General features: G+C 62.2%; 17 protein-coding genes and 2 pseudogenes. 6 read left to right on the top strand and 13 right to left on the bottom strand.

The features are described 5' to 3' along the window. The first annotated feature begins 50 nt into the window (after positions 1 to 50). Complete coding sequence (gene hppD / locus C8D77_RS35510; RefSeq protein ID WP_109672404.1) at positions 51 to 1,163, top strand: 4-hydroxyphenylpyruvate dioxygenase; 1,113 nt, start codon at positions 51 to 53, stop codon at positions 1,161 to 1,163. Positions 1,164 to 1,219: 56 nt separating this feature from the next. Here the strand turns inward: hppD and C8D77_RS35505 are convergent, their stop codons facing one another. The 5 genes from C8D77_RS35505 to hmgA are packed head-to-tail and all read right to left on the bottom strand — an operon-like array spanning position 1,220 to position 5,281. Continuing rightward, complete coding sequence (locus C8D77_RS35505) at positions 1,220 to 1,762, bottom strand: DinB family protein (protein ID WP_109672402.1); 543 nt, start codon at positions 1,760 to 1,762, stop codon at positions 1,220 to 1,222. 4 nt (positions 1,763 to 1,766) lie between these two features. After that, the gene (locus tag C8D77_RS35500) at positions 1,767 to 2,054 is read right to left on the bottom strand and encodes a hypothetical protein (RefSeq protein ID WP_109672400.1); all 288 of its coding nucleotides are present in this window, start codon (positions 2,052 to 2,054) and stop codon (positions 1,767 to 1,769) included. Positions 2,055 to 2,058: 4 nt separating this feature from the next. Then, positions 2,059 to 3,072 (bottom strand): fumarylacetoacetate hydrolase family protein, encoded by a 1,014-nt coding sequence (locus tag C8D77_RS35495; RefSeq protein ID WP_109672397.1) that lies wholly within the window; start codon positions 3,070 to 3,072, stop codon positions 2,059 to 2,061. Continuing rightward, on the bottom strand, positions 3,069 to 3,956 hold the full coding sequence (locus C8D77_RS35490) for an MBL fold metallo-hydrolase (protein WP_170136915.1): 888 nt from the start codon (positions 3,954 to 3,956) through the stop codon (positions 3,069 to 3,071). The genes C8D77_RS35495 and C8D77_RS35490 overlap by 4 nt, the downstream gene beginning before the upstream one ends. 11 nt (positions 3,957 to 3,967) lie before the next feature. Continuing rightward, entirely contained in the window at positions 3,968 to 5,281 is a 1,314-nt protein-coding gene (gene hmgA / locus C8D77_RS35485) for a homogentisate 1,2-dioxygenase (protein ID WP_109672392.1), read from the bottom strand. Positions 5,282 to 5,368: 87 nt separating this feature from the next. On the opposite strand from hmgA, the gene C8D77_RS35480 reads away from it, so the two are divergent. Beyond that, a complete protein-coding gene (locus C8D77_RS35480; RefSeq protein ID WP_109672389.1) occupies positions 5,369 to 5,836 on the top strand; it encodes a MarR family winged helix-turn-helix transcriptional regulator in 468 nt (155 codons plus the stop codon). A gap of 58 nt (positions 5,837 to 5,894) precedes the next feature. On the opposite strand, the gene tdh is transcribed toward C8D77_RS35480, so the two are convergent. Then, positions 5,895 to 6,929, bottom strand: a complete 1,035-nt coding sequence (tdh, locus tag C8D77_RS35475) for an L-threonine 3-dehydrogenase (protein ID WP_109672387.1) — start codon at positions 6,927 to 6,929, stop codon at positions 5,895 to 5,897. Between the two features lie 52 nt (positions 6,930 to 6,981). Further along, on the bottom strand, positions 6,982 to 8,169 hold the full coding sequence (locus C8D77_RS35470; protein ID WP_109672384.1) for a glycine C-acetyltransferase: 1,188 nt from the start codon (positions 8,167 to 8,169) through the stop codon (positions 6,982 to 6,984). Between the two features lie 318 nt (positions 8,170 to 8,487). On the opposite strand from C8D77_RS35470, the gene C8D77_RS35465 reads away from it, so the two are divergent. Together C8D77_RS35465 and C8D77_RS35460 are read left to right on the top strand one after the other, a co-directional pair. Continuing rightward, positions 8,488 to 10,554 (top strand): putative bifunctional diguanylate cyclase/phosphodiesterase, encoded by a 2,067-nt coding sequence (locus tag C8D77_RS35465; protein WP_109672382.1) that lies wholly within the window; start codon positions 8,488 to 8,490, stop codon positions 10,552 to 10,554. A 164-nt stretch (positions 10,555 to 10,718) separates the two neighbouring features. Beyond that, on the top strand, positions 10,719 to 11,426 hold the full coding sequence (locus C8D77_RS35460; RefSeq protein ID WP_245951969.1) for a polysaccharide deacetylase family protein: 708 nt from the start codon (positions 10,719 to 10,721) through the stop codon (positions 11,424 to 11,426). Between the two features lie 25 nt (positions 11,427 to 11,451). Here C8D77_RS35460 and C8D77_RS35455 read toward each other — a convergent pair whose 3' ends face one another. After that, positions 11,452 to 11,880: a MarR family winged helix-turn-helix transcriptional regulator gene (locus C8D77_RS35455; protein ID WP_109672377.1), complete on the bottom strand. Its 429-nt coding sequence runs from the start codon at positions 11,878 to 11,880 to the stop codon at positions 11,452 to 11,454. A 116-nt stretch (positions 11,881 to 11,996) separates the two neighbouring features. Between C8D77_RS35455 and C8D77_RS35450 the strand changes: the two genes are divergently transcribed. Next, entirely contained in the window at positions 11,997 to 12,404 is a 408-nt protein-coding gene (locus tag C8D77_RS35450) for a hypothetical protein (protein ID WP_109672374.1), read from the top strand. 136 nt (positions 12,405 to 12,540) lie between these two features. Here the strand turns inward: C8D77_RS35450 and C8D77_RS35445 are convergent. After that, positions 12,541 to 14,585 (bottom strand): annotated as a pseudogene (locus tag C8D77_RS35445) (oxidoreductase). Between the two features lie 56 nt (positions 14,586 to 14,641). Here C8D77_RS35445 and queF point away from each other — a divergent pair. Further along, entirely contained in the window at positions 14,642 to 15,103 is a 462-nt protein-coding gene (gene queF / locus C8D77_RS35440) for a preQ(1) synthase (protein WP_109672371.1), read from the top strand. Positions 15,104 to 15,111: 8 nt separating this feature from the next. Here the strand turns inward: queF and C8D77_RS35435 are convergent, their stop codons facing one another. From C8D77_RS35435 to C8D77_RS38635, 4 genes and pseudogenes are all read right to left on the bottom strand, one after another. After that, positions 15,112 to 15,726 (bottom strand): YqhG/Tai3 family protein, encoded by a 615-nt coding sequence (locus C8D77_RS35435; protein WP_109672368.1) that lies wholly within the window; start codon positions 15,724 to 15,726, stop codon positions 15,112 to 15,114. 4 nt (positions 15,727 to 15,730) lie between these two features. Beyond that, positions 15,731 to 16,210, bottom strand: coding sequence for a DUF3828 domain-containing protein (locus tag C8D77_RS35430; protein WP_109672365.1), 480 nt, complete (start codon positions 16,208 to 16,210; stop codon positions 15,731 to 15,733). Between the two features lie 196 nt (positions 16,211 to 16,406). After that, a complete protein-coding gene (locus tag C8D77_RS35425; RefSeq protein WP_109672363.1) occupies positions 16,407 to 17,516 on the bottom strand; it encodes a mandelate racemase/muconate lactonizing enzyme family protein in 1,110 nt (369 codons plus the stop codon). Between the two features lie 98 nt (positions 17,517 to 17,614). After that, positions 17,615 to 17,770, bottom strand: a pseudogene (locus C8D77_RS38635) (cobalamin-binding protein); the annotation flags it as partial.

The raw sequence follows: 17,770 nt of genomic DNA, 5'->3' as shown, positions 1-17,770 counted from the left end.
GATGGCGTCAAATGGCCTTTTCAGGCCAAACCAGCTTTCGGAGGAATATCATGGGTCCCTTCCCGCACGACGCCCCGCCCGCGACGATCAGCAAGGACAACCCGGCGGGCACCGATGGTTTCGAGTTCGTCGAATTCGCGCATCCGGAGCCGCAGAAGCTGGCCGAACTCTTCACCCGCATGGGCTATGTCGCGGTGGCGAAGCACCGCACGAAGGACATCACCATCTGGCGCCAGGGCGACATCAACTATGTCGTCAATGCCGAGCCCGGCTCGCATGCGATGAAATTCGTCGACAAGCACGGCCCCTGCGCCGCCTCGATGGCCTGGCGGGTGGTCGATGCCAAACACGCTTTCGATCATGCCGTTGCCAAGGGCGCCACGCCTTACGAAGGCACCGACGAGGCGCTCGACGTGCCGGCAATCATCGGCATTGGCGGCTCGCTGCTCTATTTCATCGAGACCTATGGCAAGAAGGGCTCGGCCTATGATGCCGAGTTCGAGTGGCTGGGCGCTCGTGACCCACGGCCGGAAGGCGTCGGCTTCTATTATCTCGATCACCTGACCCACAATGTCTATCGCGGCCAGATGGACAAATGGTGGGATTTCTACCGCAATCTGTTCGGCTTCAAGCAGATCCATTTCTTCGACATCGACGGCAAGATCACCGGCCTGGTCAGCCGCGCCATCACCTCACCCTGCGGCAAGATCCGCATTCCGCTGAACGAGTCCAAGGACGAGACCAGCCAGATCGCCGAGTACCTGAAGAAGTACAATGGCGAAGGCATCCAGCACATTGCGGTGGGCACCGACGAAATCTACGCAGCTACCGACCGGCTGGCCGACAATGGGCTGAAGTTCATGCCCGGCCCGCCTGAAACCTACTACGACATGTCCTATGACAGGGTGAACGGCCATGACGAACCTATCGAACGGATGAAGAAGCACGGCATCCTGATCGACGGCGAAGGCGTCGTCGACGGCGGCATGACCAAGATCCTGCTGCAGATTTTTTCGAAAACCGTGATTGGTCCGATCTTCTTCGAATTCATCCAGCGCAAGGGCGACGAGGGTTTTGGCGAAGGCAATTTCCGCGCGCTGTTCGAATCGATCGAGCAGGACCAGATCAAGCGTGGGGTGATCAAGGTTCAGGCGGCGGAATAGCGTTCAGGTCGGTCGAGCGGACTGCGCATGGCCTCATTTTCAGGTCATGCGCTGGATCAGATTTTGAGCCCCAACCGCTCGACCTCTTTCTCTCTCAGCTTCGCATCATAATCGAGCAGGAACTCGTCCAGTTGCGGCGGCTTGACCGACGTGCCGGACAGCATTGCGTGCACCTGGCCGCGATGATGGATGTCGTGCAGGAAGACGTGGGCGAGGATATCGCCGATGCGCTCGGGGATCATGCCGTCCTCGCGCCGGTCGGTGATCACACGACGATCGAGATCGCTGGCCGAGATCCTATCGCAGAAGGCGATCAGCCGCCGGTCGGCTGCGACCTGGGCAGCAAACAACGCCCCCGGCTCGTCGAACGACACGAAGTCGTCATGAGCGGCAGCACCGACGCCGCCCTCCTCGAGAAAATCGAGATAGAGATGGTCAACCGCCAGCATGTGGTTGAGTGTTTCCTTGATCGACGGAAAGAAGCTGGTGCGTTCGGCCTCGAACTCACCCGGCTGGAGCGACAGCACCGCGCGGTAGAGCCGGTCGTTCGACCACAGATTGTTGCCGGCCATACGGCGCAGATGGTCAAGCAGGTTCACGAGATCATCCCCCTGCCCGCACCATATGCAAGCCTGCTCCCACAATCGCGAATCCGGCAAGAACGATCAACAGCAGCCCGTTCATGCGTCGCCGCATGGCTTGCGTCTCCTCATCCCGCGCGACGTTCATGTTGGTGATGGTGTGGAACATCATCGCCTTGCGCGGAAAGCCGCTGCGGTTGGTCAGGTCAGGCGAGCGCGCCTCGATGCGGTAACTCAGCCGGATCGCCTGGATGAACGCGGCCAGTATGGCGAGTGCCCAGACACCGGCCAGCAGATAGTCCCCCGCCATTCCCTTACCTCTCGTATTTCTCGACCTTCTGTTCGATGGCGCCGAAGATCGAATGCCCAGCTTTGTCCTTCATCTCGATGCGCACCGTGTCGCCGAAGCGCAGGAACGGCGTCTTGGGCTCGCCTGACACAATGGTCTCGATCATGCGCAGTTCGGCGACGCAGGAATAGCCGGCGCCGCCAGCCGAGACGGGTTTGCCCGGCCCGCCGTCGAGCTTGTTGGAGACGGTGCCGGAACCGATGATCGTGCCGGCGGCCAATGGCCGTGTCCTTGCCGCGTGAACGATCAGCGCCGGGAAATCGAAGGTCATGTCGATACCGGCATTGGCGCGACCGAACGGCTTGCCGTTGAGATCGGCCAGCAGCGGCAGGCTGACCTTGCCGCCATCCCAGGCATTGCCCAGTTCGTCCGGCGTCACCGCGACAGGCGAAAACGCCGAGGACGGTTTTGACTGAAAGAAGCCGAATCCCTTGGCGAGTTCCGGCCCCGTGAGCGCGCGCAACGTGACGTCGTTGACCAGCATGACCAGTCGGATCGCTGCCTTTGCCTCTTCGAGGCTGGCGCCCATCGGCACATCGTCGACAATGACAGCAACTTCTCCTTCCATGTCGATGCCGAAGGCTTCGTCAGGCATGCGGATCGGGTCGCGCGGTGGAATGAAGGCGTCCGAGCCGCCCTGGTAGATGAGCGGGTCGGTCCAGAAGCTCGCCGGCATCTCGGCCCCGCGCGCTTTGCGCACCAGCTCGACATGGTTCACATATGCCGAGCCATCGGCCCATTGATAGGCGCGCGGCAGCGGCGAATGGGCGTCATGCTCGTGGAAGCGCTCCGCCGGCATCGCATTGTTCTCCAGCGATTCCGCTATCGTCGCGAGATGCGGGGCGATGCGCCGCCAGTCGTCGAGCGCCGCCTGCAACGTGCGCACCAGGAACGAGGCGTCGGTGAAGCGTGTCAGGTCACGCGAGACGACGACGAGTTTTCCGTCGCGCGTCCCGTCCTTCAATGTGGCAAGCTTCATGCGGTTTCCTCTCCTGCTGCAGCTTTGGCGCTGCTTAATTCCACAACAAGGCCGTCGCGGGCGATCGTCAAGCCGCCGGCCCATGTTTTCCTGACAGCGGCGATCCAGTCGGCCTCGCCGATCTGGGCGTCGTCGGCAGGAATGAGATGATTGAGCACCAGTCTCTTGACGCCGGCATCGCTGGCGATGCTGCCGGCCTCTTCGGCAAAGCTGTGGCTGGCGAGCAGATGCTCTTTCAGCCGCGCGCCATTGCCGGTCTTGGCCACCAGCCGCTCGATGCCTTCTTCCAGCATGGCTTCGTGGGCCAGGATATCGGCGCCCCGGGCAAAATCGGCGAGCGGCGGATAGAAGGCCGTATCGGCGGAGAACACCACGCTTTTGCCCGCGTATTCGAAGCGCAGCGCAAAACAGTCGGTCACCGGCGGATGCTCGACGCGCAGCGCCGAAACCGTCAAGCCGCCTTGTTCGACCACCTGGCCTTCGCCGAATTCGACGATCGAAACCAGCTCACGAATATCCGGCCGGCCCTCATCGACGATCCGGATCTCGATGTCGAACTCCATCGCCTGGCAAAAACGCCGCCAGTAATGACCCGTGCCGGGCGGACCGAACACGCCGACGGGCGTCGCCAAGCCCGCTGTCCACGCGGTGTGGATCAGCGGCCCCAGTTCCAGCACATGGTCGGAATGCAAATGCGTGATGAAGATCAGGTCGAGCGCCTTCAGGCTGATACCGGCATCGACCAGACCACGCGTCACGCCAAGTCCGCAGTCGACGACGATGCTGCGGCCGCCGATCTCCAGCAGCGACGAACTCGGCCATGGGCCACCTGGCCGCAGCGCCGGGCCGCCCTTCGAACCCAAAATCACCAGCCGATCCGGCATTGGCTCTGTGCTCAAGACCAGTCGCCCTCGGGCGTGCCGTTGAAGCGCTTCTTCAGGTCCGCCCAGCAGTCGATGTAATTGTCCTGCCGGGTTTCCAGTTCGGCGCCGTAGCGGGTCAGCATCTGCGGGTAGCGGGTCTCGAACATGAAGGCCATGGTGTTGTCGAGCTTGACCGGTTTCAGGTCCGCGCGCGAGGCTTTTTCGAAGCCAGGCGCATCCGGCCCATGGGCCAGCATCAGATTGTGCAGGCTGATGCCGCCGGGCACAAAACCCTCTTCCTTGGCGTCGTACTGGCCGTGGATCAGGCCCATGAACTCGCTCATGATGTTGCGGTGGTACCAGGGCGGCCGGAACGTATCTTCGGCCACCAGCCAGCGCGGTGGGAAGATGACGAAGTCGATGTTGGCGGTACCCTCCTCGCCACTCGGCGCCGTCAGCACCGTGAAGATCGACGGATCCGGATGGTCGAACAGCAGCGCTCCGACCGGCGAAAACGTCGCCAGATCATATTTGTAGGGCGCGTAGTTGCCGTGCCAGGCGACGACATCCAGCGGCGAATGGCCGATCTCGGTGACATGGAAATTGCCGCACCATTTCACCGTCAGCCGGCAAGGCGTTTCCTTCTCCTCGAACCAGGCGCAAGGCGTCTTGAAATCGCGCGGGTTGGCCAGGCAGTTGGCGCCGATCGGGCCGCGATCCGGCAGCGTCAGCTTGGCGCCGTAGTTTTCGCAGACATAGCCGCGCACTTCGGCATCGATCAACTCGACCTTGAAGACCAGACCACGCGGCAGCACGGCAATCTCGCCGGGCCTCAATTCGATGACGCCCATCTCGGTGACGAAGCGCAAAGCGCCGACCTGCGGCACGACCAGCAACTCGCCGTCGGCATTGAAGAAATGATCGTCGACCATCGAGCGGTTGGCGACATAGACGTGCGCTGCCATGCCCGTCTGGCCAAGCACATCGCCTGATGTGGTGATGCTACGCACGCCGGCGATGAAATCGGTCGGCTCCTTCGGCATCGGCACCGGATTCCAGCGGTATTGGCCAAGCGCCAGCTCGTGGTCGCCGACATTGGGCGCGCTCTTCCACAAGGGATAGTTCGCCGCCTTGAAGCGGCCGGTGTGCTTGACGCTCGGCCGGATCCGGTAAAGCCAGGAACGCTCATTGGTGCCGCGCGGGGCGGTGAAGGGCGAGCCGGAAAGCTGCTCGGCATAGAGCCCATAGGCCGGCCGCTGCGGCGAGTTTCGCCCCTGCGGCAGCGAGCCGGGCAGTGTTTCGGTTTCGAAATCGTTGCCGAAACCCGGCATGTAGGAAAAGGCCATTGCTTCCTCCCGGAATGGATCTCAATTGACCAAACTGGTTTCATTTGTAACCATCGAAAATGTAACCATCAATGGCGACTTTGAAAAATGGCGATCAAGAGCGAAGCGTCCGACGAGCCTGAAATTCTCAATCTGGAGAATTTCCTGCCCTACCGGCTCTACCGGCTTGCCGACGCCGTCAGCCGCGAATTCTCGCGAATATACAAGGACAGCCATGGCCTGACGCGGCCGGAATGGCGCACCCTTTCCGGGCTTGGGCAGCATGGAACAATGACGGCGTCTGCAATCGGCGAGCAATCGGCAATGCACAAGACCAAGGTGTCGCGCGCTGTTGCTGAACTCGAACGGCGGCGCTGGCTCACGCGGACACCAGATGAGAATGATCGCCGGGTCGAGCATCTGGCGCTGACCAAGGCCGGGCTTGCCGCCTATCGCGAAATGGTGCCGCTGGCGAAGGCGTTCGAGCGGGAGTTGCTGGCGAAACTGAGCGTCAGCGAACGCGAAGCGATCGCGAACGGACTGGCGGCGCTGCAGGCTGCGTTGGGCAAAGGCTAGGTCGGGAACAGAAATGCCGACATATTAGCGGGACAGCGCAACGCCTCTTATTAGGCGCCTACCAGTCCATCACCACCTTGCCGGAACTGCCGCTGCGCATCGCATCGAAGCCGGCCTGGAAATCGTCGATGCCGATCCGGTGCGTGATAAGCCCGGAAACATCGAGCGGCCCCTGCACCAGCGCGATCATCTTGTACCAGGTCTCGAACATCTCACGGCCGTAGATGCCCTTGAGATGCAGCATCTTGAAGATGACCTTGTTCCAGTCGATCTCGAAGCCGGTCGGCGCGATACCCAGAATGGCGATCTTGCCGCCATTGTTCATGGTGTCGATCATGTCGCGGAAGGCAGGTGCAGCGCCCGACATTTCAAGGCCGACATCAAAGCCTTCGGTCATGCCGAGCGCTGGCATGATTTCGCGCAGCTTTTCCTTGGAGGCGTCGACGACATGCTGGACGCCGAGCTTTTTCGCCAGCGCCAGCCGCACCGGGTTGATGTCGGTGATGACCACTTTTCGCGCGCCGACGCATTGCGCGACGAGCGCGCCCATGATGCCGATCGGCCCGGCACCGGTGACCAGCACATCCTCGCCGACCAGATCGAAGGACAATGCGGTGTGAACCGCATTGCCCAAGGGATCGAAAATCGCGGCGATCTCGTCCGGCACATCGTCGGGGATCGGCACAACATTATGTTGCGGGATCGCCAGATACTCGCCGAAAGCGCCGGGACGGTTGACGCCGACGCCGAGGGTGTTGCGGCACAGATGCCCCCTGCCCGCACGGCAGTTGCGGCAATGACCGCAGACGATGTGGCCTTCGCCCGACACGCGCTGGCCGACCTTGTATTCGGTGACCGCGGCGCCGAAATCGGCAACGGTTCCGACAAATTCGTGGCCGGTGACCATTGGCACCGGCACCGTCTTTTGCGCCCACTGGTCCCAATTGTAGATATGGACGTCAGTGCCGCAGATTGCCGTCTTCTTGATCTTGATCAGCACGTCGTTGGGGCCGATTTCCGGCACCGGCACCTCTTCCATCCAGATGCCCGGTTCGGCCTTGGCCTTCACCAGCGCCTTCATCATGTTCGACATGCGTTTGTCCCTTGAATCTCTTGATCCGGAGTCGCTTTTCGATTCCGGCCTTTCAGGAAATGACCCCGAGTTCGCGCCCGACGGCGGCAAACGCTTCCACCGCGCGGTCGATGTCGGCGCTGGAATGCGCCGCCGACATCTGGGTGCGGATGCGCGCCTGGCCCTTCGGCACCACCGGGAAAGAAAAGCCGATGACGTAGATGCCGCGCTTCAGCATGCGCGCGGCCATCTCCTGCGCCAGGCTGGCATCGCCCAGCATCACCGGAATGATCGGATGGTCGGCGCCGGCCAGCGTGAAGCCGAGCTTGCCCATCTGCGACCGGAACCGCGCCGCATTGGCATAGAGGCGCTCGCGCAAGGCGTCGCCATTGCGGATCAGTTCGAACACCTTGATCGAAGCGCCGGCAATCGCCGGCATGAGCGTGTTGGAGAAGAGATAGGGTCGTGAGCGCTGGCGCAGCCAGTCGACCACTTGGCTCTTGCCCGAGGTGTAACCGCCGGAGGCGCCGCCGAGCGCCTTGCCGAGCGTCCCGGTGATGATGTCGACCCTGCCCTCGACGCCGCAATGCTCGGCCGAGCCGCGGCCGTTCCGGCCGACGAAGCCGACCGCATGGCTGTCGTCAACCATCACCATGGCGTCGTACTTCTCAGCGAGGTCGCAGACACCCCGAAGGTTAGCGATGATGCCATCCATCGAAAACACGCCATCGGTGGCGATCAGCCGGAAGCGACAGTCCTTGGCTTCCTTCAGGCGCGCCTCGAGATCGGCCATGTCGTTGTTGGCGTAGCGGAAGCGTTTGGCCTTCGACAGCCGCACGCCGTCGATGATCGAGGCGTGGTTCAGCGCATCGGAAATGATCGCGTCGTCCTCACCGAGCAACGTTTCGAACAGGCCGCCATTGGCGTCGAAGCAAGAGCCGTAGAGGATGGTGTCTTCCAGGCCGAGGAAGGATGAAATCGTCGCCTCGAGCTGCTTGTGCTCCTCCTGCGTGCCGCAGATGAAACGCACCGATGCCATGCCGTAGCCATAGCGGTCGAGCGCCTGGCTGGCCGCCGCCCGCAGGTCGGCGCTGTCGGCGAGGCCGAGATAGTTGTTGGCGCAGAAATTGAGCACCTTCTGCCCGCCGACCTCGATCTCGGCTGACTGGGTCGAAGAGATCACCCGTTCGGATTTGTAGAGGCCTGCCGATTTGAGCCCCGCGAGCTCGCTGTCGATGTGGGAGAGGAATGCTGCGGTCATGATCTAGCCTCGTTTGACGTGGGCCGACTGTCGTCTCGTCCGCGCGAAAAATCCATCGCAAAAACGACCGGATCGGTGGCAAGCGGCCCGATGTGGCCCGATGTGGATTGTCATACGGCCGCAGAAGCGGGGCCACGACAAATGCGGCAGGCCAACGACCGCTCAAATGTCGGTACAGCGCTAAACGAGCCGATAACCATTTCGCGATCTTTCCACGGCTCCCCCTTGCCGGCCGGCTGTCGATTTCCAGTCCTGTTAACGTTTGCAGTTCAATGGTGCTCATACAGGAATCCGTTGGCGAGAGGGCCGCCCCCGAAAATGTCGCAGCAGCCGGTGCAAACCGTTTCAGGCAAGCTCATATTGCTGATCAAGGCTGGCTATTGGCTGGCCCTGCTAATTATTGCGGCCATGGTGATAGCCTCCTTCATCCTGCTGCAGCAGATGATGGCAACCCAACAGCACAACCACACCTTGCTCGACATTGTCAGCACGCAAAAGACGCTGTCGCAGCGCATCGTCTTCCTTGCCAGTGCAACGGTTGCTGGTTCGCGCGACAAGCAGCCGGCGCTGGTCAGCGCGCTCAAGCAGGCAACGGCGGAGTTCGAGACGAACTACGATCTGCTGCTCGAGCAGACGGGAGCCGATCCGCAATCGCCGGCCAAGCTCGACTCGAAGTCGATCGAAAGTGTCCTTTTCGCCAAGCCTTTTCACCTCGATTATTTCTCGGTCGGGCTAATCGCCAATGGCGACCGCCTGATCTCGGCCTATGAATCGCGATTCACAGGCAATGGCGGCTACAAAGGTGGCGACGAGCGCGTTAATCTCGATGCCTCTGTCGCCAATGCGACCTTGTCGGGCTATGCCGCGCTTGGCCAGCGCATCAGCGCCGATGCCGACGAGCGCTCCGAGAAGCTGCTCGCCCTGCACCGCACATTGTTCTACGCCACCCTCGGCGTCATCATACTGGTGGCGCTCTTCATTTTCAGGCCGATGTCGAACGCCATCCTGCGCAAGACGCATGAACTGATCGACGCGCGCAATTCCATGGCCTTCATCGCGGTGCATGACGGCCTCACCGGCCTGCACAACCGCACGTTCCTGACCGACCATTTCGACACGCTGATCAAGGGCACGCACCGGCGCCGCGAGCGCCTTGCCGTCGTCCAGCTCGACCTCGACCGGTTCAAGCAGATCAACGATACGCTCGGCCACGCCGCCGGCGACTATGTGCTGGTCGTCACGGCGCAGCGCATGCGCGATTCCTGCCGGGCGTCGGATCTGTGCGTGCGGCTGGGCGGCGACGAGTTCGTCATGATCCTCGGCGGTGCCGGCGGCACCGAAGACATCAACATGCTGGCGCGGCGCATCCTGGCGCACATCAACGAGCCGATCGTCTTCCAGGGCACGACCATTCTACCAGGCGCCAGCGCCGGCATCGCCGTCTATCCGATCGACGCCGACAATGCGCAGGATCTGCTGGTGCACGCCGATCTGGCGCTCTACTCCGCCAAGAAGCTGGGCGGCAGCAACTTCTCCTTCTTCTCCGAAGAGTTGCGCCGCGAACTCGACTATCGCAAGCAACTCGAGCACGACATCAAGGTCGCCATCGCGGAGCGGGCCTTCCAGGTCTATTTCCAGCCGCAGGTTTCGCTGACCAACGGCACGATCAGCGGCATCGAGGCGCTGGTGCGCTGGAACCATGCCGAGCGCGGCATGATCCCGCCCGGCGAATTCATTCCGGTCGCCGAGAAATGCGGCTTCATGCCCGAGATCGGCCGCATCGTCATCACCAAGGCGATCAACGAGGCGGCCGAATGGAACCGCGCCGGGATTGCCTTCGGGCGGCTTGCCGTCAATGTTTCCGGCACCGAATTGCGCGAACACGATTTCGATGCGTTTTTGTTTGAGACGCTGGAAAAGGCCGGGCTACCGCCGCAGAAACTGTCGCTGGAAATCGTCGAATCCGTCATTCTCGACGACGAGAAGACGGGCATAGCCGCCAAGCTGCGCCACATCAGGGCGGCCGGCGTTCATCTCGAACTCGACGATTTCGGCACCGGCTATGCCTCGCTCAGCCATGTCAACCCGAACGAGATCGACCGGCTGAAGATCGACCGCCGCTTCGTCCAGAACATCCATGAGAATGGCGACAATTCGAAGATCGTGCGCGCCATCACCGAGCTGGCGCGTGGCCTTGGCATCTCGATCGTTGCCGAAGGCGCCGAAACCGAGGCCGAGCTCGAGTCGCTGATGGCGATCGGCTGCGACCAGGTGCAGGGTTATTCCATCGCCTTCCCGATGCCGCACGACAAGGCGCTGGAATGGCTGACCGCCCGCATGCCGAAGAAAGCCAAGCTGACAGTGCTGCAGGGAAGCCTGGCGTAGGCTTGCCTTTTTGTTTGTGCATGTCGTTGTCCAAAATCGCTGCGCACTTTTGGGCGACATGCACCGGCTCGCCTTGACAAGCCGTTGTGGGCATGGCCGCCTGTCATGATTGCAACCGGATATTGCGGGTGATGACACCGTTTCGGTCTGTCCTGGCGGCACTGTTGATTTTTGCGGTCCCCGCCCATGGCGCCGATCGCACCATCTATCTTACCTTCGACGATGGCCCGCTGAACGGCACAAGCAACATCCTCGATGTGCTGGAAGCCGAGCAGGTTCCGGCGACCATGTTCATGGTCGGCATGCACGCGCAGGCGAGCGCCGGCAACAGGGCGCTCGCCCAACGCGCCAAGCAGCTTGCGCTGGTGACGCTCGGCAACCACAGCTACAGCCACGCCAACAACCGCTACCAGCATTTTTACGCCGACACCGAAGGCGTCGTCGCCGACATGATGCGGGCAAACGCGGTGCTTGGCTTGAAGCCGATGGTGCATGCGCGGCTGCCGGGACGCGACGTGTTCAGGCTGCCCTCCATGTCGAAGAACGACACCTCGCTTGGCCTCGCCCAGGAGGGGCATGAAGAGCCCGACTACGAGTTTGTCGCGGCCTCAGGCTTCTATCTCTACGGCTGGGACCACGAATGGGTGCACAAGGACAGCGGCGAACCGGTGCAGAGCGTCGACCATCTGGTCAGCGAGATCGACCACCTCTTCGGCTATGGCCGCTTCGTCAAGCCCGGCAAGCTGATCCTGTTGATGCATGACGAGATGTTCCAGGACCGCTTCGACGGCAAGGCGAAGCTGACCAATTTGATCACCGCGCTGAAGCTGCGCCATTACACCTTCGGGACAATCCAGGGCTACGACGACTGAACCGATGATCGGGGGCGCGCGCTCCCTATCCTCCCACATTGCCCCGCAACGCCGCCAGCACCTGCGCGAACTCCGCCAGCCGCTCGTCGGACAATCCCACCCGCAGCCGCTTGTCAAAGGAAAGCGCGGCCTTGCGCAATGTCTCGAACATTGCTTCTCCCGCTGCAGTCAATTCGACCAGATGAACCCGGCGGTTGACGGGATCGCGGCGGCGCGTCAGCAGGCCCTGCGCCTCCATCGCGTTGAGATGGTGGGTCAGCGTCGCCCCCTGGATGCCGATCATGCCGGCGAGTTCGCGCTGATTGGCAAGCCTGCTCGACTTGACCGACAGCAGAGTGAGCCAGACCGGCAACGTACCGCCGGCCTCGACCAGGGCAGCGTCGAAGGCCTGGGCAACCAGCTTGGCGGTTCGGCCGAGATTCATACCGACTGGCGGGCGTTCAAAAGGCGTCATGCATGGACACTAGACGGTGTTCTCCACGGATGGAACTGGCTCCGGCTTACGCATTGACATCTAATCTTTCGATATCTAACTATATCGGTAAGGCGGTCGCGAGAGGAGATCCGGTCATGCAGTATGTCTACATCGTCGTTATCGGCCTTCATGTCATGGCCGGTGTTTTCTGGGCAGGCACTACGATCACGCTGGCGCGCGACCCCGATATCAGGGCCGAGCGCTTCATCCAGCCGCAGATGGGCGCGGCCGGCATGGTTTTCCTGACCGGAGCGCTGCTCTGGTATTTCTTCCACGGCGCCTATTTCGGTTCGATGGAAATGGTGCTCGCGCTTGGCATCCTGGCCGCTTTCGCCGCCGCCGGCGTGCTCGGCGCCATGGTCAGGGCGCCGAGCAGACGACTTGCCGGTGCGAATGCGGAAACCGAAACGCAACTGCGCGCCAGAATGGCGACGGGCGAGCGCATTGCCGCCTGGTTGCTGGTCGTCACGGTGCTGTGCATGGCTGTCGCGAGAATGGTCTGAGACGCAGCACCCCCTCACAGAATCGTACGTTGTCTGGCGACGAGCCAATGACGTGCGGGCGCGCGGCCAGATCGAAGTACACGGGCTCTCGTACGCAGGTCCGACCGCGCGCCACCGATCCTCGCGATACCTAATTTCAGATCCGCAAGCCGAACCTGATGCCGTCATAGATGGCGGCATGGATGTTGCGCGAGGCGACCGCGTCGCCAATGCGGAACATCACGAAGCCGCCTTGCGGATTACGGGCCGGAAAGATGTCGCCACCGCTCACCAGACGCTCGTAATCCACCGCGCCGCCATTCTTCGACAGCGGCTTCAGCGAGAGATAGAGATCGTCGAGCGGCAGCGTGCCGTGCTCGACCACCACCTGGTCGACCCGCCGCTCACCGCGCCAGCTGTCGGCGAAATCCGAGGCCAGTTCGGCGATCAGCTGGTTGCCTTCGCGCCGCACCGAACGCAGCCGTGTGTTGATGGTGATGGTGAGCCCTTTTCCTGGAAGGCGCGCATGTATGGCACGTGATTCATGCCGCCCATTTCCGGGGCAAAGAAGCGCTCCGGCGAGACAAGTTCTAGTTTCGAGCCGGCATTGGCGATCAGTTCGGCCGCGCCCATGCCCTGATGGCCGCCATTGTCGTCATAGAGCAGCACGTTTTCGGCCGGCTTGACGCTGCCGGCCATGATGTCCCAGCTTGAGGTGACAAGGTTGTCGCCCGCCGTCAGCGGCGGGTTTTGCGGCAGACCGCCGGTGGCGACCACCACCACGTCGGGTGACAGCGCCAGAACGTCGTCCTTCTCCGCCCAGGTGTCGTAGCGGATCTCGACGCCGAGCCGGTCGAGTTCGGCCAGCCGCCAGTCGATGATGCCGATCAATTCCTTGCGGCGCGGGTTCTGCGTCGCCAGCCGAATTTGGCCGCCGGCCTGGCTCGACGCTTCAAGCACCGTCACCTGGTGGCCGCGCTCGGCCGCGACCCGCGCCGTTTCCAGGCCACCGGCGCCGGCACCGACGATGACGATTTTCTGCTTCGGCCCTTCGGTCTTGACTATGATGTGCGGAATATCGGCTTCGCGGCCGGTCGCCGCATTGTGGACGCATAGCGCCTCGCCGCCTTCATAGATGCGGTCGAGACAATAGGTGGCGCCCACACACGGGCGTATCTCGTGCTCGCGGCCCTCCATCACCTTTTTCATGATGTGCGGATCGGCGATGTGGGCGCGGGTCATGCCGACCATGTCGAGCTTGCCTGTGGCGATGGCGTGCCGTGCGGTGGCGACGTCGGAAATGCGCGCCGCATGGAAGGTCGGGAATTTTGTCGCCGCCCTGACCTCACCGGCGAAATCGAGATGCGGCGAAGAGCGCATGCCGGCCACCGGGATCACCTTGGTGAGCGCTGCGTCACTCTCGATCGAGCCGCGGATGATGTTGAGGAAATCAACCTTGCCGGAGTCGGCCAGCCGCTTTGCAATCTCGACGCCTTCCGCCCTCGACAGGCCTTTTTCGAAATCTTCGTCGGCAACCATGCGAATGCCGACGACGAATTTGTCACCGACCGCCGACCGCACGGCGTCGAGAACCATGTTGGTGAAGCGCAGGCGGTTGTCGAGCGAGCCGCCGAACTCGTCGTTGCGATGGTTGGTGGCCGGCGACCAGAAGCCGTCGATCAGGTGGCCGTAGGCTTCGAACTCGATCCCATCGAGGCCTGCGGCCTGGCAGCGCTGCGCGGCCGAAGCATAGTCGGCAACGATGCGCTCGATGTCCCAGTCCTCGATGGTCTTGGGAAAAGCACGATGCGCTGGCTCGCGCACCGGCGAGGCCGAGAGCACCGGCAGCCAGTCGGCCTTGTTCCAGCCGGTGCGGCGGCCGAGATGGGTGATCTGGATCATCACCTTGCAGTCGTGCTCGTGACAGGCCTCAGTGAGCTCGGCCAGCCACGGCACGATCTTATCGTCATAGACATGCAAATTGCCAAAGGCGGCCGGACTGTCGCGCGAGACGATCGCCGATCCGGCGGTCATGGTCAGCGCCATACCGCCCTTGGCCTTCTCGGCATGGTAGAGCCGATAGCGCTCTTTCGGCATGCCGTCCTCGGAATAGGCCGGCTCGTGGCTGGTCGACATGACCCGATTCTTCAGCGTCAGATGTTTGAGCTGGTAGGGCTGGAGAAGCGGATCGTTACTCGTCATCGTCTTCCTGCTTTTTCAAATTGTGCTAATGAGCGGCAAATCCAAGGACAACCGCGATGATCGATACCAAAACCCTCACCCAGCTCGGCGCCCACGTCGAGACGCCACAGAGCCCCGAACAAGCGGTCCTGGAAACCGTGCCGTTTGCGCGCGGCGACGGGCCGCCGGCGATCGTGCGCTTCACCTGTCCGGAATTCACCTCGCTGTGCCCGGTGACCGGCCAGCCGGATTTCGCCCATATCGTCATCGACTACGCACCCGATACGCTGCTGGTGGAATCGAAGTCGCTCAAGCTGTTCATGACTTCGTTCCGCAACCACGGCGCCTTTCATGAGGACTGCACGGTGATGATCGGCCGCCGCATTGTGGCGGCAACCAAGCCGCTCTGGTTGCGCATAGGCGGCTATTGGTATCCGCGTGGCGGCATTCCGATCGACGTGTTCTGGCAGACAGGCGCGCCACCGGAAGGCAGTTGGCTGCCCGACACCGGGGTGGCGCCCTATCGCGGGCGCGGCTAGCTCGGCCATCATTCGCACTGATATTGGCTGAGTGCCCATTCGCCGGTCACCGACAACAGGTCCGTGATCTTCCAGTCGCCGTCGACCTTCTTGAATTTCCATTCCAGCCGGTGCGGGTTGCCCGACACGACGAAGGCGACGATGACCTTGGCCTGGTCGCCGTTGATCGCCTCGAGCGTCTTCAGGCTCTTGTCGATCTCAGCCTTGTCAAAATCCGCATTGTCGAGCGCCATGTTGGGGTCGAGGCACTCGCCCTGCCCGGACTTGCGCAAGGCGTCGCTCTTGTCGAGCACGGTTTTCGCCGGATCGATGAAATGGCTGCGCTCTGACGGATCGATCTCCAGCCCGACCTGATCGTAAAACGGCCGCACCACCGCCGTCGGCGAACCCGGCTGGATCGGTGCGGCCGGTGCGGCTTCGGCTGGCGACCATCCAACCGGCGGCGTTGCCGGTTCCACCCCGGCTCCGGGCGCATTTGCAGGCGGCGCCCCGCTGTCGCCCGGCGCAGCGTCGGCCGGGGCGTTTGCCGGCGGCGCACCCAACAGACCTTGGGCGTCGGCACCGCTCAGACCCACCGCCAGCAGGCACATGGTCGACAGTGCCAGGAACAAGCGACGGGCCATCGCATCACTCCGGTGTCTGGCCGGCCATGCATTCCAGCGCGCTGAGCTTCCAGTCGCTGGTCTTGGAGGCGATGTCCGATATCTTCCATTTGCCGTCGATCTTCCTGAGCGACCAGACCATTTCACGTTTGGAATCGTCGCCTTCCGAAAACAGGCTGAAGGACGCTGTAACCTCTGCGTTGTCGCCATCCAGCTTCTCAGACAGTTTCAGCGTTTTCGAGACGGTCTTCTGATCGAAATCCTGGGCGTCGAGACCAGGATCGAAGTCGATGCAGGCAACCTGGTCCGGGTTCTTTTTCGTTGCCTGGTCGTTCAGGTCGAACAGTTTCGTCACCGGCTCGGTGAATCGATCCCGATATTGTTCGTCGGCCTCGAACTTGACCGCCGGAACATAGAAGAACTTCACGGCGTTGGACGCCGGTCCGGCGACGGCGGCCGCCGGCAAGACTATCGAAAGGGCGGCAGCGAGCACTGTCAGTCTCATGCAGAATCTCCGGCTTTTGATGGCTTGAGCCCATCAGTACCACGTATCCTGCATATCGGCTTTTTTGCGGCTCATGAAGTCCTGCAGCGCCAGCCCAAGGCGCGCCACCTGACGTTCTGGAAGTTCGCAAAAGCACTTCCGCGGTTAACTGCCGACGATACCAGCCAGCTACAATTGCCACAGACATCACGGATCCTCAGCCTCCGAAAGCCGCGACAGGCCCCTTGAGCCGGGAGCGCTCAGGTTTGACACCAAGCCCTGGCATCTGCGGGACGCGTATATGCCCGTTTTCGATAATGACGGGATTTACAGGGTCGATATGCCCTTCGATGTATTCCTGCGCGATCCAGGCGCCCTCGAAACGTCTCGGCTCGACGGTAGCTGCGAGATGCACGCATGCCGCGGCGATGACGTCCCCGCCCCAGGCATCGTCGCAGCTGTGCGGAAGAGATCGTATCGCACACAGGTCGCGGACCGTGACCATCTTGGTGAGGCCGCCAAGGCGGGTGACCTTCAATCCGAATCCGTCCGCGATACCTGAAGAAACTGCCCGTAGGACGGCATTCAAATCCTCGGCACTCTCATCGAGGTAGACCGGATGGGTAACGCGTCCCTTGAGGCTCGCAACTTCCTCCATGGTGTTGCAAGGTTGTTCGAACACAAACGGGATTGTTGGGCAAAGCCGATCGATGTGCAGCGCCGCCGCGGCGGTGAGGCCACGATTGGCGTCGACGGCTATCCGGGCCGCGAAGCCAACCGCTTCCCATACCTTGTGCACGGTGGCGACATCTTGCTCGAGATCCCGTCCGCCTATCTTGATCTGAAGCCGTGGGTAACCGGCCTTGACCTTGTCGACGGCAATGCGCGCCGTCTCGTCCGGTGCACCGACAATGGTCGAGTAGTAGGACGGCACACGATCGGTGAGCGCACCGCCCAGAAGTGTTGAAACCGGAACGCCCAGCCGCTGGCCGGCGAGGTCGAGGAGAGCTATATCCAGGGCCGCCTTGGCATAGTTGTGGCCGTTCAACCGCTCGTCCATTCTTTTCGCCAGGTGACGCATGGACGTAGTGTCCTCGCCGACGAGTCCAGGCGCTATTTCGGCAATTGCCGCTCTCGCACCCAGAGCATGTTGGGGCTGATAAACAGGGCCGACCGGGCAAGTCTCACCCCAGCCTGACAGCCCGTCCTCGGTGGTCACTTCAACGAGCGTGCTGTCCAGATCCTGCACGGTATCGCTGGCCATCCGGTAGGCACCGCCTTTGACAGGCAGATGCACCTGATAGACTTTGATCGACTCGATACGCATACGAACCTTAGCCCCCTTCGAGCCAAGCGATTCTGGCCATCTCGCCATTCCAGTGCATGACGGCGCTCTCGGTCACAAACTTGGGCCGACTGCCGTGCTCAAGCCCGCACATTGTGCTTGCGCTTCATGAAGTCCTTGGCGGTCTCGACCGCCACCGCCGCGTCGCGGCAATAGGCGTCGGCGCCGACGGCCTTGCCGAATTCCTCGTTCAGCGGCGCGCCGCCGACCAGCACGACATAGTCGTCGCGGATGCC

It is taken from the genome of Mesorhizobium loti (genome assembly GCF_003148495.1).
Classification (GTDB): Bacteria; Pseudomonadota; Alphaproteobacteria; order Rhizobiales; family Rhizobiaceae; genus Mesorhizobium; species Mesorhizobium loti.
Note: the sequence above shows the minus strand (reverse complement) of the source record. Positions and strands in the feature narration are given on the sequence as shown.

Coding starts and splice junctions, on each gene's coding strand:
- C8D77_RS35500 (WP_109672400.1), bottom strand. CDS start 2,054: ATGGCGGGGGACTATCTGCTGGCCGGTGTCTGGGCACTCGCCATACTG.
- C8D77_RS35430 (WP_109672365.1), bottom strand. CDS start 16,210: ATGAGACTGACAGTGCTCGCTGCCGCCCTTTCGATAGTCTTGCCGGCG.
- hppD (WP_109672404.1), top strand. CDS start 51: ATGGGTCCCTTCCCGCACGACGCCCCGCCCGCGACGATCAGCAAGGAC.
- C8D77_RS35490 (WP_170136915.1), bottom strand. CDS start 3,956: ATGCCGGATCGGCTGGTGATTTTGGGTTCGAAGGGCGGCCCGGCGCTG.
- C8D77_RS35455 (WP_109672377.1), bottom strand. CDS start 11,880: ATGACGCCTTTTGAACGCCCGCCAGTCGGTATGAATCTCGGCCGAACC.
- tdh (WP_109672387.1), bottom strand. CDS start 6,929: ATGTCGAACATGATGAAGGCGCTGGTGAAGGCCAAGGCCGAACCGGGC.
- C8D77_RS35480 (WP_109672389.1), top strand. CDS start 5,369: ATGGCGATCAAGAGCGAAGCGTCCGACGAGCCTGAAATTCTCAATCTG.
- queF (WP_109672371.1), top strand. CDS start 14,642: ATGATCGATACCAAAACCCTCACCCAGCTCGGCGCCCACGTCGAGACG.
- C8D77_RS35435 (WP_109672368.1), bottom strand. CDS start 15,726: ATGGCCCGTCGCTTGTTCCTGGCACTGTCGACCATGTGCCTGCTGGCG.
- C8D77_RS35425 (WP_109672363.1), bottom strand. CDS start 17,516: ATGCGTATCGAGTCGATCAAAGTCTATCAGGTGCATCTGCCTGTCAAA.
- C8D77_RS35465 (WP_109672382.1), top strand. CDS start 8,488: ATGTCGCAGCAGCCGGTGCAAACCGTTTCAGGCAAGCTCATATTGCTG.
- C8D77_RS35450 (WP_109672374.1), top strand. CDS start 11,997: ATGCAGTATGTCTACATCGTCGTTATCGGCCTTCATGTCATGGCCGGT.
- hmgA (WP_109672392.1), bottom strand. CDS start 5,281: ATGGCCTTTTCCTACATGCCGGGTTTCGGCAACGATTTCGAAACCGAA.
- C8D77_RS35470 (WP_109672384.1), bottom strand. CDS start 8,169: ATGACCGCAGCATTCCTCTCCCACATCGACAGCGAGCTCGCGGGGCTC.
- C8D77_RS35495 (WP_109672397.1), bottom strand. CDS start 3,072: ATGAAGCTTGCCACATTGAAGGACGGGACGCGCGACGGAAAACTCGTC.